The sequence below is a fragment of the Veronia nyctiphanis genome, assembly GCF_004116385.1.
Taxonomy (GTDB): Bacteria; Pseudomonadota; Gammaproteobacteria; order Enterobacterales; family Vibrionaceae; genus Veronia; species Veronia nyctiphanis.
The window spans coordinates 1-14565 of record NZ_PEIB01000048.1 but is presented as its reverse complement, the minus strand read 5'-3'; the positions used below and the strand labels follow the sequence as shown (position 1 = coordinate 14565).

Here is a 14565-nt window from a genome sequence, read left to right as displayed (position 1 = left end):
CAGGTGTCAGTTCCTTGATACGCGTTTTTGCCAGCCACCCTATCGTGCGGCAAACCTGCTGTAAAGTCAGCGAGCCTTGTGAAACAAATAGGTTTCAGTTCTGCGCTGTAGGTGTTTAAGATAAATGTAATGAGTTAAGAATAGTGGAATACAAAGTGAGAACCTATCTTGTTGGCGGTGCAGTTCGCGATCAGCTTCTAGGTCTTGAGGTAAAAGACAGAGACTGGGTCGTCGTCGGCGCAGACATTAATACCCTTGTTGAGGCAGGCTATCAGCAGGTCGGGGCTGACTTCCCGGTGTTTCTGCACCCCAAAACCCACGAGGAACATGCCCTCGCTCGCACAGAGCGCAAATCCGGTCAGGGCTATACGGGCTTTATCTGTGATTTCACCCCGGAGGTGACGCTGGAAGACGATCTTATCCGCCGCGATCTGACCGTTAACGCGATCGCACAGGCTGAAAACGGTGACTTGATCGATCCACATGGCGGACAACAAGATCTTGAGCGAAAGATCCTCCGGCATGTTTCTCCAGCCTTTGTTGAAGATCCTCTCCGTGTGTTGCGTGTTGCCCGCTTTGCCGCCCGGTTTGCCAATCTGGGCTTCACAGTAGCAGAAGAAACCGTGGCGCTGATGCAGCAAATCAGTGACAGCGGTGAGCTGGAATCACTCACTATAGAGCGAGTCTGGAAAGAATGGGAGCGCGCCTTGCTGACTGAGCGACCTGATGTCTTCCTTTCCGTGTTGCGCGATTGCGGGGCATTGAAAGTCGTACTGCCGGAGTTGGATGCTTTATATGGCGTGCCACAGCCGGAAAAATGGCACCCGGAAATAGATACTGGCGTTCACAATGTCATGGTAGCCAGAAAAGCCGCACAGCTCACCGACGATCCGGTGATCCGTTTTGCCGCGCAACTGCATGATTTAGGTAAAGCGCTGACCCCGAAAGAAGAGTGGCCGAGTCATCACAAACACACAATGACGGGGCTCAAGCCTATCAGAGCACTTTGCGAGCGTCTCAAAGTGCCTAACCCATACCGAGATGCCGCGCTGTTAGTTTGTGCAGAGCACACCAATGTGCATAACGCTGGGGAGCTTCGTGCCAGCACTTACGTCAAAATCTTTGATCGCAATGATTTTTGGCGAAAGCCTGAAAGAGCAGAACAACTGGCGCTTGCCAGCAAAGCAGATCATTTGGGGCGAAAAGGATTTGAAGAGCGAGAATATCCGCAGGCCGAATGGCTGCAACAGGCGTTCTCAGCCGCACAAAAAGTCGACGTAAAACCTATTGTGGCTGCCGGGTTTAAAGGCGCTGCGATTCGGGAGCAGCTGACTCAACAGCGTGTGGAGGCCGTTAAACGCTATCTCGAAAGCCGATAAAAAAAGCTGCCAAAGGGCAGCTTTTTTTTCGTGAGTGCAAATGACTCAGCCATGCATAGACAAGAAAAACACCAGACCAAAGCCAAGCAGAATTCTGTAAATCACAAATGGTAGCATACCAACGCGAGTCACCAGTTTCAGGAACCAGTGAATAACAAGGTAAGCACTGACGAAAGACACCAGCACGCCAATCAGAATTGGCTGCCACATCACAGGTGTGCTGCTTTCAAGCAGGTCCAGACCCAGCAAACCACCTGCCAGTACGATAATAGGAATCGACATCAAAAACGAAAAGCGCGCTGCCGCTTCACGGGTATAGCCAAGATACAATGCAGCTGTCATCGTCGCACCAGAGCGGGAGGTACCCGGAATAATGGCTGCCGCCTGCGCCAAGCCAATCAGCAATGCTGACTTGGGCGTGGTTTCGTATTCACCGACCTGACAAGTTGCACGGCGGTCGACCCACCAAAGCAACGCACCAAACACGATACAGGTCACTGCAATTACCCATGGTGAACGCAAGTACAGGTCAATCACATCCGTCGCTTTTGCAAGAAGACCAAAGAGGCCAGCAGGAATGGTTGCCAGCACAATCATCCACGCCAGTTTGGCATCATTAGAACGGTCTTTTTTGAATATCGACCCAAAGAAGGCATTCAACATTTGAACTACTTCTTTGCGGAAATATCCAATCACAGCAAACAAAGTCCCGACATGAACGGCAACATCAAACGCCAGCCCCTGATCAGCCCAACCTAGAACGGCTGATGGCAAAATCAGGTGCGCAGAGCTGGAGACAGGCAAAAACTCCGTCAGGCCCTGAATCAGCGCCAGCATAAAGGCTTCGTAATTACTCATTATTTTCTCAGATTATTTTTTCAGAAAGGTCACATCAGACACTGGCCACAACTTCTGCTCATCACTGAATGCCTGCCACGCTTCCAAGTACGTTTTATCGTCGCCCGGAATGCGTTGCTCCGGACACAGCTCCGCCAGCGGCAGAAGCGTGAAAGCAAATTTATAGACATCTTTTCGAGGCAAAGTTGGACCGAGGCCTGAGTTAAATCACCGTAGGTCAGAAGGTCAATATCCAGTGTTCTGTCCCTGAATTTAATCGCATCTCGCTCACGGCCCCAACGCGATTCAATCTCGCGCAATGCTTCGACCGTCTCTTGTAATGAGAGTTCAGTATTAATTTCAGCGACCAGATTATAAAAATTTGGCCCTGTAAACCCGACAGGCTCTGCTTCAAAGATCCTCGAAAAGCGGCAATTCGCATCAAGCTCCTTCAAAGCCTCCATGCCTTCTGAGATATGGTGCTCTCTTTCGATGTTTGAACCTACGCTCACCAAAACCTGAGTCACTTCGCGCCTCTCTCAATCACCACACCTACTGCTCTAGCCTCAGCAACAGCGCCCGGCTTGCTGACTTTAACCCGGATCCACGGCACACCAAAGCGGGTCTGGATTAACGCAGCCACTTCTTCAGCGACACGCTCTACCAGCTTAAATCTGCCGTTAGCCACCAACTCGATCACTGCCTCGCTCACCGTTGCGTAATCAAGTGCAAGTGTCACATCATCATTATTGGCTGCTGGACGGTTGTCGTGCGCCATCTCAAGATCAAACACCAGCTTCTGTTTGATTTCCTGCTCCCAGTCATACACCCCTATGGTGGTGATCACTTCGAGCTGTTCGATAAATACTAAATCCATGTTCATAAGAAAAGTCAGAGGTCGGATACCTAAATAAAGGGAAAATGCGTAACATCTGCCAAGTCAGGATATAATTTGCGCCAGTTTGCGGTTAATGCGTGACGAAAAAGTGAACCTGCGTTACGGTGCCCGAACTATAACAAGTTATCTCACGTAAACTCTAGCGATAGATCAATATTGGGATCCCGCATGACTCTGATTGCACTGTTCATGATTATTGCCGCTTACCTGATGGGCTCAATATCGAGCGCGATTCTGGTTTGCCGAGCTTTGAACTTGCCAGATCCCCGAACAGAAGGCTCAGGTAACCCGGGGGCGACCAATGTCTTGCGCCTCGGTGGGCGCCTTGCGGCGTTACTGGTGTTGGTTTGTGACATGCTGAAAGGGACAATTCCAGTCTGGTTAAGCTACTACCTCGGAGCGAACCCCTTTCTTCTTGGCTTAATCGCGGTTGCAGCCTGTCTTGGCCACATGTTCCCAATATTCTTTCAGTTTAAAGGCGGTAAAGGCGTAGCGACCGCGTTGGGTGCAATCGCGCCAATCGGACTCGACTTAGCGGGCGGGCTGATTGCTTGTTGGCTGCTAGTGGTGGCCGTCACCCAGTATTCTTCTCTCGCGGCCATTTCTGCCGTTTTAGCCGCGCCTCTGTTCACATGGCTGATAAAACCACAATTCACTATGCCTGTTGCCATGCTGTGTTGCCTTATCTTGTGGCGACATCAGGCCAACATACGCCGACTGATTGCCGGCGAAGAGCCTAAAATCTGGAACAAACGGAAACCCTTGCCAGAAAATGAAGACAAGTAAAAAACAACAAATACAGAAAAGGCCGCTTGATAGCGGCCTTTTAGCTTTTCGTGTTACGGGCGTTTAACCGATAGGCTCAAGCTGATCGATAGGCCAACGTGGGAAGGCTTTTACACCCAAGTCCATGCTTTCACCGTTTTTCAGACGCTGCATACCCGCATAGGCAATCATCGCACCGTTATCGGTACAAAACTCAGTGCGCGGGTAATACACCTCACCACCAATGTTGTCAGCAAGCTCTTCCAGCTTGGCGCGCAGGTGGCGGTTAGCACTGACGCCGCCCGCAATAACAATTCGCTTCATGCCACATTGTTTAAGGGCACGTTTGCATTTAATCGCCAGCGTATCGACCACGGCATCTTCAAATGCGCGCGCGATATCAGCGCGAGTCTGGTCGTCATTACCGTTAGCATTGATCGTATTCGCGGCAAACGTCTTAAGGCCAGAGAAGCTGAAATCCAATCCCGGTCTGTCTGTCATTGGGCGCGGGAAGGTAAAACGGCTTGAGTCACCTTTCTCTGCCAAACGCGATAGCAATGGACCGCCCGGATAATCCAGCCCCATTAGCTTAGCGGTTTTATCAAACGCTTCGCCGGCCGCATCATCAATCGATTCACCAAGGATCTGGTATTCACCAATGCCTTTCACTTCCACCAATAGAGTGTGACCGCCAGAAACAAGCAGCGCCACGAAAGGAAAAGGAGGCGAGTTATCTTCCAGCATGGGAGCCAACAAATGGCCTTCCATATGATGGACAGCAACAGCAGGGATATTCCAGGCGTAAGCCAGGCTTCGACCTATGGTGGAACCCACCAACAATGCTCCCACCAGACCTGGACCAGCCGTGTAAGCCACACCGTCTAAATCCGCTGGCGTTAATCCGGCTTCTTTGAGTGTCGCTTTGACCAATGGAATGGTCTTTTTCACATGATCACGGGATGCCAGTTCGGGCACGACACCGCCATAATCGGCATGAACTTTTACCTGACTGTACAACTGATGCGCAAGCAGCCCATTTTCATCATCATAAATAGCAACGCCTGTCTCGTCGCATGATGTTTCGATGCCCAGAATTCGCATAACACCCCGGCGTGAATAACCTGAAATCAAAAATAGGCGGCAATATTACATGGGTGAAATCAAATTCACCAGTTATGCTTTACAAGACCCCCAGTCTCGGATTAGAATTCCGCACCATTTTTAATCAAGGCTGGTCATTTTATCACCAGCGATTACTGAACAACCCCTGAGGTGAAAGGCACATGCCAGTAATTAAAGTACGTGAAAACGAACCATTCGACGTAGCTCTGCGTCGCTTCAAGCGCTCTTGTGAAAAAGCAGGTATTCTTTCTGAAGTTCGCCGTCGCGAGCACTTTGAGAAACCAACTACAGTTCGCAAACGCGCTAAAGCAGCAGCAGTTAAGCGTCACCTGAAGAAACTGGCTCGCGAAAACGCGCGTCGCGTTCGTCTGTACTAATTCGATTTAGTCAGAGGATTGCGCATGGAACTGATTGTACGTCTTAAAGACGAACAGAAAGCGGCAATGAAGGCGAAAGACAAACCTCGCCTTGGCACCATCCGCCTGATTATGGCGGCAATTAAACAGCTGGAAGTCGACGGTCAGAAAACACTGAACGACGACGAAATCCTCGCTGTGTTAACTAAAATGGTCAAACAGCGCCGAGATTCTATTGCGCAATATCAGTCGGCAGGCCGTAACGATCTCGCAGACGTGGAACAGGCTGAAATCTCCGTATTGGAAGAATTCATGCCACAACCACTGACTGACGAAGAGGTCACAGCACTGGTAAAAGAGGCCGTCGCGTCCTCCGGTGCTTCATCCATGCAAGACATGGGTAAAGTCATGGCAGTACTGAAACCACAGGTTCAGGGCCGCGCTGATATGGGCAAAATTAGCCAATTAGTGAAAGCTAACCTCGGATAATTTGCTCCACCTTGCAAACAAGCCGTGCTATCCATTGCGGAATGCGCGGCTTGTTCGTATCTTATTGATAGACTTTTTTCCTTCCCACAACCAAAAGGTTGGTGATCGTAACTTATGGCAGGCAAGATCCCGCGCGCTTCATTGATGACCTTCTGACTCGGCTTGATATCGTCGAGCTTATCGATGCCAGAGTAAAGCTCAAAAAACAGGGCAAGAATTTTGGTGCCTGTTGTCCATTCCATAACGAAAAAACCCCCTCGTTCACCGTCAGTCAAGAAAAACAGTTTTATCACTGCTTCGGCTGCGGCGTGCATGGCAATGCTATTGATTTTGTTATGGAGTATGACCGTCTCGACTTTGTTGAGGCTATTGAAGAGCTTGCAAGCCAGCTAGGCCTTGATGTTCCCAGAGAACAAGGTTCAGGTCCGCGTGGCCCCTATACCCGTAGCGACCAAAAGCGCGATCTTTACCAAACCATGGGGCAGATTGCCCAGTTCTACCAAAGTGAATTGCGCGGTAACAAAGGGCAAGTTGCTATCGATTACTTGAAAAACCGTGGTCTATCAGGTGAAATCGTTCAGCAATTCGGTATTGGCTACGTGGCCGATGAATGGGACCAAGTCAAAAACCGCTTTGGCAGTGGAAAAGACAGCCAAGAAGCACTAGTGACCACCGGAATGCTGATTGAGAACGACAATGGCCGCCGCTACGACCGTTTTCGTGGCCGGGTCATGTTCCCCATCAGAGACCGTCGCGGCAGAGTGATAGCCTTTGGTGGTCGCGTTCTCGGTGATGGTACGCCGAAGTACCTCAACTCGCCCGAAACACCAATATTCCATAAAGGCCGTGAGCTTTACGGTCTGCACGAAGCCCTGCAAAGCCACCGCGAACCAGAAAAACTACTGGTCGTGGAAGGCTATATGGACGTTGTCGCACTGGCTCAGTTCGGTGTCGACTATGCCGTTGCCTCGCTAGGCACATCGACCACCGCAGAGCACATTCAAACCCTGTTCCGCCAGACATCCACCGTCGTCTGCTGTTACGACGGAGACCGAGCAGGTCGTGACGCCGCATGGCGCGCCATGGAGCAAGCACTGCCTCACCTCAACGATGGCAGACAACTGAAGTTCATGTTCCTGCCTGATGGCGAAGATCCGGATTCGTGTGTGCGTGAAGAAGGCAAAGAAGGTTTCGAAAACCGTCTTGAAAGTGCCATGACGCTGTCGGAATTTATGTTTACGACCCTCATGACACAAGTCGATGTCAGCAGCGACGAAGGGAAAGCGAAACTCAGTACCCTCGTAGTTCCACTCATCGACAAAGTACCTGGTGGCACCTTGCGCCTATACTTACGAAAACAGCTGGGGCAAAAACTGTGGCTGCCAGACGAAAGTCAGCTTGAAAAGCTGGTCAGCAAGCACGGAAAAACACAAGTTAAAAGGCCATCGACTGAGTTAAAACGGACGCCAATGCGTGTTGTGATATCTCTGTTAATACAAAACCCAGATTACGCTGAGCACGTACCACCACTAGATGGGATGACCGAGCCAGACATTCCGGGGTTAGATTTATTTGTCTCGATACTTGAATTATGTAAAACCCGTCCCAATATCTCGACGGGTCAGATTTTAGAAAATTGGCGAGAGACAGACATGGCAGCAATGCTTGCCACACTCGCCAGTTGGGAACTACCGATTATTGATGAAGACACTGTATTAAATGTCTTCCTAGACTCGCTGGATAAAATACTTGCCCAGTGTGTCGAAAAACAAATAGCTAAGTTGCAAGCAAAGTCGAAAATTCTTGGCTTATCAGTCGAAGAAAAACGGGAGTTGCAGTTGTTAATCCTCAACCGTCCCGATTAGAAACTAGTCAGCACTCTTGTGATTTGGTAACATAGGAAGTTTGCGTTTCCGCATACTAAATTCTTCACTACAGACCCGAAGTTGGATACCGTCTATGGATCAAAATCCGCAGTCACAGCTAAAGTTGCTTGTCGCCAAAGGTAAGGAACAAGGCTATCTGACCTATGCAGAAGTTAACGACCACTTACCGGAAGACATTGTCGATTCCGATCAGATAGAAGACATCATCCAGATGATCAACGACATGGGGATCCAGGTTGTAGAAACCGCTCCCGATGCCGATGAACTCATGATGTCTGAGTCTGTAGCAGACGAAGATGCAGCCGAAGCTGCAGCAGCTGCTCTTTCCAGTGTAGAGTCTGAAATTGGCCGCACTACAGACCCAGTTCGCATGTACATGCGTGAAATGGGTACCGTTGAACTTCTGACACGCGAAGGCGAAATTGACATCGCCAAACGCATCGAAGACGGTATCAACCAAGTACAAATTTCCGTTGCTGAATACCCAAGTTCTATCTCTTCTCTTCTCGACCAGTTCGATAAAGTAGAAGCAGAAGAGCTTCGTCTGACCGACATCATCTCGGGCTTTATTGACCCGAATGAAGAAGATGTTGCACCGACTGCAACACACATCGGCTCTGAACTGAGCGAAACTGAACTCGACGATGAAGACGATGATTCAGACGATGATGACGATGAAGACGAAGAAGATACTGGTATCGATCCGGAGCTGGCGCGTGAGAAATTCACCGAGCTTCGCCGCACGTACGAAACCATGCAGACCGCTATCGATACTCACGGCCGCTTCCATGAAGACACCACAACAGCCATCGCTGAGCTGTCAGAAGTCTTCAAGCAGTTCCGTTTAGTACCGAAGCAGTTTGACCGTCTGGTTAAAGAAATGCGTGGCACCATGGATCGCGTTCGTACACAAGAGCGCTTAATTATGCGCATGTGTGTTGACCAAGCCAAAATGCCGAAGAAAACCTTTGTACAACTCTTCTCTGGCAACGAATCTAGCAACAACTGGATTGACGCTGCACTGGCAATGGACAAACCATTCACAGAGCGAGTCGCTAAGTACGAAGAAGACCTTCGCCGCTGCGTACTGAAACTGAAAAACATCGAAGACGAAACCGGTCTTTCGGTAGAGCGCGTTAAAGACATCAGCCGTCGTATGTCAATCGGTGAAGCGAAAGCACGCCGTGCGAAGAAAGAGATGGTTGAAGCTAACTTGCGTCTGGTTATTTCTATCGCCAAGAAATACACCAACCGTGGTCTGCAGTTCCTTGACCTGATTCAGGAAGGTAACATCGGTCTGATGAAAGCCGTCGACAAATTCGAATACCGTCGTGGTTACAAATTCTCGACCTACGCAACGTGGTGGATCCGTCAGGCAATCACACGCTCAATCGCAGACCAAGCGCGTACCATCCGTATCCCGGTTCACATGATTGAAACTATCAATAAGCTGAACCGTATTTCTCGCCAAATGCTTCAGGAAATGGGCCGCGAGCCACTGCCTGAAGAACTGGCAGAACGTATGCAGATGCCAGAAGACAAGATCCGCAAAGTCCTTAAGATTGCTAAAGAGCCAATCTCAATGGAAACCCCAATTGGTGATGATGAAGATTCGCACATTGGTGATTTCCTGCCGGATGACACGCTTGAGCTACCAATGGACTCAGCAACCATGAACAACCTGCGCATGGCAACCAGCGAAGTACTTGCTGGCCTGACACCGCGTGAGGCGAAAGTTCTGCGTATGCGTTTCGGTATAGACATGAACACTGACCACACGCTTGAAGAAGTAGGCAAACAGTTCGACGTAACGCGTGAGCGTATTCGTCAGATCGAAGCAAAAGCACTTCGTAAACTGCGCCACCCAAGCCGTTCAGAGGTTCTTCGCAGCTTCTTGGACGAATAAAATCCGACCAGAATAACGCGAAAAATGAGAAGGCGGGCACACCCCGCCTTTTTTATTACTGTCGAATAGTCTAAATGCTTAAAAAGCGTACCGATAGACGCTTGCAGACGCTAGACAGCCCTACCCCCTTCCCCTATAATCAACGGCCTACATCGGCCCCTTAGCTCAGTGGTTAGAGCAGTCGACTCATAATCGATTGGTCCGCAGTTCAAATCTGCGAGGGGCCACCATATACAGAAAGGCCTGAGCGGTTAGTAACCACTCAGGCCTTTTGCTTTTCTAAAGTCTATGTAGCAGATATGTAGCAGATTTTTGCTATAACAGACGCCCGTTATAGCAGTGCTCAAGAGCCCCTCTCTCCGTTTCATCGTTTTCTAAAATCCACATCGAATAGACGGCACTTCCATTTACCCTGCATCCGCACGCTGTGATTAATTACCTGAATCATAAGATGAACAGTGGCAGACATACCAAAAAGAAACGATCATATTTTGGTTTTGCTCACCAGTGCGCCTTGGTGGGTAAGTATCATTTCCTCAGCGCTTGTATACGTTATTCTCGCATACCTCGCGCCAACTTGGCTTGAAAACGGCTCTGCGGTAGGGGAAGGTCTTGCGCAAACATCAGAGAAGCTAGCACCATTCTTTGGTGGGCTGTTTCTTGTTCCAGCGGTGTTATCACTGATTAGGGGTTGGCTATCAGGACTTTGAGGTTTTTGGATTGTCCCTACTTTGGTTACTGTCGCCACTCATCGGTATGAGATGCCATCTCATTTTTTTTTACTTCTGGCAACTCACTCATTTTCAAATCACAATGACTACACTTCACTGAGCCAACAGCCTCTTCAACACGCATCCGCCCAATCGTAATTTGGAGCAAGCTGTAGAATCGTTTTCCACAACGGGGGCATTCTGACGTTGCTAAACGCCAATACAGAATAAATATGGTGATAGTGATTACTGCGTTATAAATGGCGAAGGGAGGATTAGCGACAGCTGCCACTGATTGCAATAGAAAGAGGCTAAAGAGTGGCTACTTTAGCGAATGGAGGTTGTTATGACTCTGCTTTATCTTTCTGAGGCCAGTTAAGTACTCATCCATCTAAAAAACTGAGCTTACTTTATTAGCAAGGTATAGCAGTTATAACCCATTCCAAGCTTTAGCATTATCAGATTTATTTCTAGCACTGACAAAGCCAATTGGTTGCAACCACGCATCATGACGATTAAAAGGAATAAATTTCAGGCACAAAAATAGAGCTACCAAGAACCCAATCACCGAGCCAACCGCAAATCCAGCCAAAGACCCAAGAAACGTAAAGAAAACTTTTAGTATCAAACTATGCCTAGTCTTTCTTTTTAATTTACTTTTGGCTTCTCCGGCAACCAAATTTACATCAATTAAACTCTCGTGACCGAGCGTCCCTTTCGGACTCCGCCGGAACAGTGATACTGGAACACCCGAATATTGATGAATTGTATAGTTATAATTTCCGTTCTTCCCCACCGCCTTTCTATAAGCAACGTTTAGGACTCCTGTCGCACCTAAGCTTTGGCACATTGAAAGGAATAGCTCTTTTGCATCATCTGGTGAATGACTTGAAGAAGAGATAACTTGCCATTGAGAGGCAGATAAGATTTGCCAGCCATCGACTAGATGAGATTTACTCAACAATAGCTTTGAAGGGGTTTCAAGTTGAAAGGCCGATGTATTTGCAATCTTTACAGATTTAGCGGAATAACCATCTTCTACTGCACGTGCCGAGAACTCAACATACATACCATCAGCGATAATATCTAAGAGTGAAGATGTGCAATCTTCAAAGCTAAATCGGTAACTACTATCTTTATCAACACATTGGATATAGCCATATTTTTCTTGTACGTCATGTGATCTAACGATGCCAATCATGAAAGCCCCTGAGAGAAACAACCGGAAACACGATATGCGACTAAACTAGCTTTGTAAATCTGCATGGTCATATCTCCATCGCACTTCAAACAAAGAACGTCTGTTTAGAAGTCACCTATTAAAGGAGTTCATAAACATTGCCTGTTGTTAGCTAAAAATACAGTTATTCACAGAACTCCAAGTAAAAGCGCATCTGTCCCTAGGACAGATGCCACTCGTTGAGTCGGGTGATGATGGTTTGCCCACCGGACGCGATGCCTTTGAGCACTTTAATAAGCTCTTCTTCGCTATACATTGAGGTTTTCACCACGCCCGTTGCGGTATCAACGCTCAATTCGTAGTGCGGTGAGATAGCCTGCTCGGTACGTTTACAGAAAACACCGCCCATAAGCGCCGTGAAAGTCTTCCAGCAGCCTTTATCTGCTGCTTCAAAGATATCCTTCAACAACTGGCTTTCGCCCATCATGGCCTTTAGGCGGCGTAATTCACGCCATACGGTGACAGAGCAACCGCCGAGTTGCTGAAACTGACGAATTCCCCAACAGGCCGCCCACGCTTCCACCCTTGCCGCTGCGCATTTGGGGTCTTCACCGTAGACACCTGAATCAAGGTTTTCTCCATCTATATTCTTGGAGATGTATTTAGCGATATAGCCCGTTGCCGAACCTTTGCTTGGGTCAATCTTAACTTCGGTGAATCGGTGTTGTTCTGCGCCGTTCTCGTCAGCATCTTCACGCATGGCATATTCACGCATAACGCTGATCATGGTGTCGTAGTGGCTGGGTTGAACGAATAACAGTAAATGCCAGTGTGGGGTGCCGTCATGTTGTGGCTCTACGACACGAAAACCATAAAAACGAACGTCTTCTCGCTGCAATCTGGCGCGAATCAGTTTCCATATGTCGTTAAGGTAGGCCTGCGCCTCTGCTGGGGTGTATCCGCCCCACTTTGGGTTTTCATCGCCTGTTGTCGCGTAACTTCGGTGATACTTTGACGGACAAGTGAAGGTGAGGAATGTTGCGGTATGGCCTAACTCGTTAGCTAAGTCTTCAAAACCCCTTGCTCGCACCATCAGCTCCGTTTTACGGATCTTCGGGTCAGATACGCCCTTTTTCGACAGTTCTAGTAAGCTAAAGCTCTGCCCATGCTGGTTCGTGACTATGGTGTTAGAGAGGTATTGCTCCTGATGATACTTTTGCGATGCTCTGGCGCTCAGGGTTTCATCTGAGCAATAGATTCCCTTGCGGCGGTTAACCTGATTGAGATGACGCAACGCCGTCTCAATGTTCTTTCTCAAAGCCTTTCTGAGCTTTCTCAGCCACCAAGATTTATCAGATAAACGGGCCAGCCGTCCGACTCGGGAGTATTGCTCAGGGTCTGGAGCCTGAATACCGTAGCTTTCACAGAGAGTGTTCAACGCATCATCAATTTCACCATCGGCACCTTCCAACGTTCGGCGAATAGCGAGTGTCGATTCAGCTAACGTTTCGGCTTCTTCGTTTAACTCTTCCTCAGTAATATTGAGATTCAGCTTTTCAGGTGAAACAGTCAGCTTTTCCAGCAAGTTATCTACCTGTTCACGCAGATAGATATTTCTGGTTTGTTTGTTACTGATAGCCAGATAACGGCCTAACAGAATCTTTTGTGCTTTGGCTGGCAAACGGGAAAGGCGCTCTTCCACGAACGCCTTATCATCCAGTCGACTTTTGACAGGTCCAACCCAGAGTTAGGCAACATCAAGCGCCCTCCCCTTGTCAGTCAGCTCATAGACATACCACTTGATGCCATAAACCAAGACCTCCTTGTAGGTGATCACCTTGTCACGGAATAACCGTAAAACAGCCCGATTACTGATTTTCTGGCTGAAGCCAGACGAGCCAACATAACCCGCAGTTTTCACCCGATAATCGGCACACAGTTGGAAATGGTGACCTGCCTGTAGGTCTTTAATGATATTCCAGATGTAAGGGCTGTAGTTAGGCATGGAAACCTCCCTCACACGTTAATTGGGTGTACTTGCGGTGACTGTCCAGCCAGTTATCGAGGTCTTCTTTCAGGTAACGAACTGCGCGACCAATTTTGATAAAGGGCGGTGCTTCGGTTCGGTTTTGGCGGTGGCCTTCCATGCGGGACTGTCGCAGGAAGGAACGGCTCATACCGATATAAGTAGCCGTTTCTTGTTCTGTGTATACACGTTTATCAGATAGTGCATTTTGCATTTGGGTATCTCCTCTTGTTCGATAGGAGATACATTAAGCGTCCCAAAACATTTGGGACGCTGGCTGGGACGCTAGCTGGGACGTTTTTTAATTTCTCTTTGTTTTCAGATTTGAAACGTAGTTTCTGAAGGTCTTATATTTTAAGACTTTGATGGTGTCACCATGGCCAAACCATTCAATTATTTCACTATCCATAGTGCTAATAACTCCATCAACGTCATATTTTCTTGTCTCACTGTTGAAGTCATTTTTAATCAGGTTCCAGACCCTATTAGCCAAGATATGAGGTTTTTTCTCCAACACACGACTGATGATGATCTTAATAGGGTGAATCTCTATATCTTCACTCTGAAGTTCAGTGGTTGGCGGTTTAGCTGTACAGGCATCCTTTGCAACCATCGGCTCATTTTCACCATCATCCAAGCCAAAGACTTCTTCAACGGATTCCAAATCAAATCTAAGTTGGTCAAAACGAATCTCTATGGATTTAACGGCCAATTCTTGCTCGGTATCGAGAAAGGCACCTAATAGGCCTGAGACGCCCTCTTTTCTCATTTCTTCCGGCCCTGCCGCGGCCAATTGCCTGACCTTTTGGCCGTAAACGGCATCAACACCGATGGCGGTATAGGCCACAAATGGGCCTAAAGGCCTATCTTGCATTGTTCGAACCCGACTAAAGCGCTCCGAACCTGCTTTAGGGTAATCGACTGAGACACTCCGCCAATTAGACAAAAGCTCAGGCTGTAGTGGTTTAATGAACCCGGACACCATTTAAGGTGGTAAAGTCTCCACCAAAG

General features: G+C 48.4%; 15 protein-coding genes, 1 tRNA gene and 2 pseudogenes. 8 read left to right on the top strand and 10 right to left on the bottom strand.

Annotation, left to right across the window (positions count from 1 at the left end; translation table 11 throughout):
• The first annotated feature begins 155 nt into the window (after positions 1-155).
• Positions 156-1379: a multifunctional CCA addition/repair protein gene (locus CS022_RS23000; RefSeq protein ID WP_129124219.1), complete on the top strand. Its 1224-nt coding sequence runs from the start codon at positions 156-158 to the stop codon at positions 1377-1379.
• 45 nt (positions 1380-1424) lie between these two features.
• On the opposite strand, the gene CS022_RS22995 is transcribed toward CS022_RS23000, so the two are convergent.
• The 3 genes and pseudogenes from CS022_RS22995 to folB all read right to left on the bottom strand — a co-directional run bounded on the left by CS022_RS22995 (position 1425) and on the right by folB (position 3099).
• Positions 1425-2237 carry an undecaprenyl-diphosphate phosphatase gene (locus tag CS022_RS22995; RefSeq protein WP_129124218.1) on the bottom strand — a complete coding sequence of 271 codons (813 nt, stop codon included), beginning with the start codon at positions 2235-2237 and terminating at the stop codon, positions 1425-1427.
• Between the two features lie 12 nt (positions 2238-2249).
• Positions 2250-2743, bottom strand: a pseudogene (gene folK, locus CS022_RS22990) (2-amino-4-hydroxy-6-hydroxymethyldihydropteridine diphosphokinase).
• Positions 2740-3099 (bottom strand): bifunctional dihydroneopterin aldolase/7,8-dihydroneopterin epimerase, encoded by a 360-nt coding sequence (gene folB, locus CS022_RS22985; RefSeq protein ID WP_201746376.1) that lies wholly within the window; start codon positions 3097-3099, stop codon positions 2740-2742. The pseudogene folK and the gene folB overlap by 4 nt, the downstream one beginning before the upstream one ends.
• A 183-nt stretch (positions 3100-3282) precedes the next feature.
• Between folB and plsY the strand changes: the two genes are divergently transcribed.
• Positions 3283-3900 carry a glycerol-3-phosphate 1-O-acyltransferase PlsY gene (gene plsY, locus CS022_RS22980; protein ID WP_129124217.1) on the top strand — a complete coding sequence of 206 codons (618 nt, stop codon included), beginning with the start codon at positions 3283-3285 and terminating at the stop codon, positions 3898-3900.
• Positions 3901-3963: 63 nt separating this feature from the next.
• Here plsY and tsaD read toward each other — a convergent pair whose 3' ends face one another.
• Positions 3964-4980, bottom strand: coding sequence for a tRNA (adenosine(37)-N6)-threonylcarbamoyltransferase complex transferase subunit TsaD (gene tsaD / locus CS022_RS22975; protein ID WP_129124216.1), 1017 nt, complete (start codon positions 4978-4980; stop codon positions 3964-3966).
• Positions 4981-5162: 182 nt separating this feature from the next.
• Between tsaD and rpsU the strand changes: the two genes are divergently transcribed.
• The 6 genes and pseudogenes from rpsU to CS022_RS22945 all read left to right on the top strand — a co-directional run bounded on the left by rpsU (position 5163) and on the right by CS022_RS22945 (position 10348).
• Positions 5163-5378 (top strand): 30S ribosomal protein S21, encoded by a 216-nt coding sequence (rpsU, locus tag CS022_RS22970; RefSeq protein ID WP_005301411.1) that lies wholly within the window; start codon positions 5163-5165, stop codon positions 5376-5378.
• A 24-nt stretch (positions 5379-5402) separates the two neighbouring features.
• Complete coding sequence (locus CS022_RS22965) at positions 5403-5846, top strand: GatB/YqeY domain-containing protein (RefSeq protein ID WP_129124215.1); 444 nt, start codon at positions 5403-5405, stop codon at positions 5844-5846.
• 114 nt (positions 5847-5960) lie between these two features.
• A pseudogene (gene dnaG, locus CS022_RS22960) lies at positions 5961-7711 on the top strand (DNA primase).
• A 94-nt stretch (positions 7712-7805) separates the two neighbouring features.
• A complete protein-coding gene (rpoD, locus tag CS022_RS22955) occupies positions 7806-9638 on the top strand; it encodes an RNA polymerase sigma factor RpoD (RefSeq protein ID WP_129124214.1) in 1833 nt (610 codons plus the stop codon).
• A 154-nt stretch (positions 9639-9792) separates the two neighbouring features.
• Positions 9793-9868 (top strand) — tRNA-Ile (locus CS022_RS22950).
• Between the two features lie 228 nt (positions 9869-10096).
• On the top strand, positions 10097-10348 hold the full coding sequence (locus CS022_RS22945; RefSeq protein ID WP_235869868.1) for a hypothetical protein: 252 nt from the start codon (positions 10097-10099) through the stop codon (positions 10346-10348).
• 25 nt (positions 10349-10373) lie between these two features.
• On the opposite strand, the gene CS022_RS22940 is transcribed toward CS022_RS22945, so the two are convergent.
• From CS022_RS22940 to CS022_RS22915, 6 genes are all read right to left on the bottom strand, one after another.
• Positions 10374-10649, bottom strand: a complete 276-nt coding sequence (locus CS022_RS22940) for a hypothetical protein (RefSeq protein WP_129124213.1) — start codon at positions 10647-10649, stop codon at positions 10374-10376.
• A gap of 129 nt (positions 10650-10778) precedes the next feature.
• Positions 10779-11549 carry a hypothetical protein gene (locus tag CS022_RS22935; RefSeq protein ID WP_129124212.1) on the bottom strand — a complete coding sequence of 257 codons (771 nt, stop codon included), beginning with the start codon at positions 11547-11549 and terminating at the stop codon, positions 10779-10781.
• A gap of 199 nt (positions 11550-11748) precedes the next feature.
• A complete protein-coding gene (locus tag CS022_RS22930) occupies positions 11749-13230 on the bottom strand; it encodes a replication endonuclease (protein WP_235869867.1) in 1482 nt (493 codons plus the stop codon).
• Between the two features lie 45 nt (positions 13231-13275).
• Positions 13276-13533 carry a hypothetical protein gene (locus CS022_RS22925; protein WP_129124210.1) on the bottom strand — a complete coding sequence of 86 codons (258 nt, stop codon included), beginning with the start codon at positions 13531-13533 and terminating at the stop codon, positions 13276-13278.
• A complete protein-coding gene (locus tag CS022_RS22920) occupies positions 13526-13768 on the bottom strand; it encodes a helix-turn-helix transcriptional regulator (RefSeq protein WP_129124209.1) in 243 nt (80 codons plus the stop codon). Before CS022_RS22920 ends, CS022_RS22925 begins: the two co-directional genes overlap by 8 nt.
• An 87-nt stretch (positions 13769-13855) precedes the next feature.
• Positions 13856-14401, bottom strand: a complete 546-nt coding sequence (locus tag CS022_RS22915; protein WP_129124208.1) for a hypothetical protein — start codon at positions 14399-14401, stop codon at positions 13856-13858.
• Positions 14402-14565: the final 164 nt, after the last annotated feature.

Coding starts and splice junctions, on each gene's coding strand:
- CS022_RS22995 (WP_129124218.1), bottom strand. CDS start 2,237: ATGAGTAATTACGAAGCCTTTATGCTGGCGCTGATTCAGGGCCTGACG.
- folB (WP_201746376.1), bottom strand. CDS start 3,099: ATGAACATGGATTTAGTATTTATCGAACAGCTCGAAGTGATCACCACC.
- plsY (WP_129124217.1), top strand. CDS start 3,283: ATGACTCTGATTGCACTGTTCATGATTATTGCCGCTTACCTGATGGGC.
- tsaD (WP_129124216.1), bottom strand. CDS start 4,980: ATGCGAATTCTGGGCATCGAAACATCATGCGACGAGACAGGCGTTGCT.
- rpsU (WP_005301411.1), top strand. CDS start 5,163: ATGCCAGTAATTAAAGTACGTGAAAACGAACCATTCGACGTAGCTCTG.
- CS022_RS22965 (WP_129124215.1), top strand. CDS start 5,403: ATGGAACTGATTGTACGTCTTAAAGACGAACAGAAAGCGGCAATGAAG.
- rpoD (WP_129124214.1), top strand. CDS start 7,806: ATGGATCAAAATCCGCAGTCACAGCTAAAGTTGCTTGTCGCCAAAGGT.
- CS022_RS22935 (WP_129124212.1), bottom strand. CDS start 11,549: ATGATTGGCATCGTTAGATCACATGACGTACAAGAAAAATATGGCTAT.
- CS022_RS22925 (WP_129124210.1), bottom strand. CDS start 13,533: ATGCCTAACTACAGCCCTTACATCTGGAATATCATTAAAGACCTACAG.
- CS022_RS22920 (WP_129124209.1), bottom strand. CDS start 13,768: ATGCAAAATGCACTATCTGATAAACGTGTATACACAGAACAAGAAACG.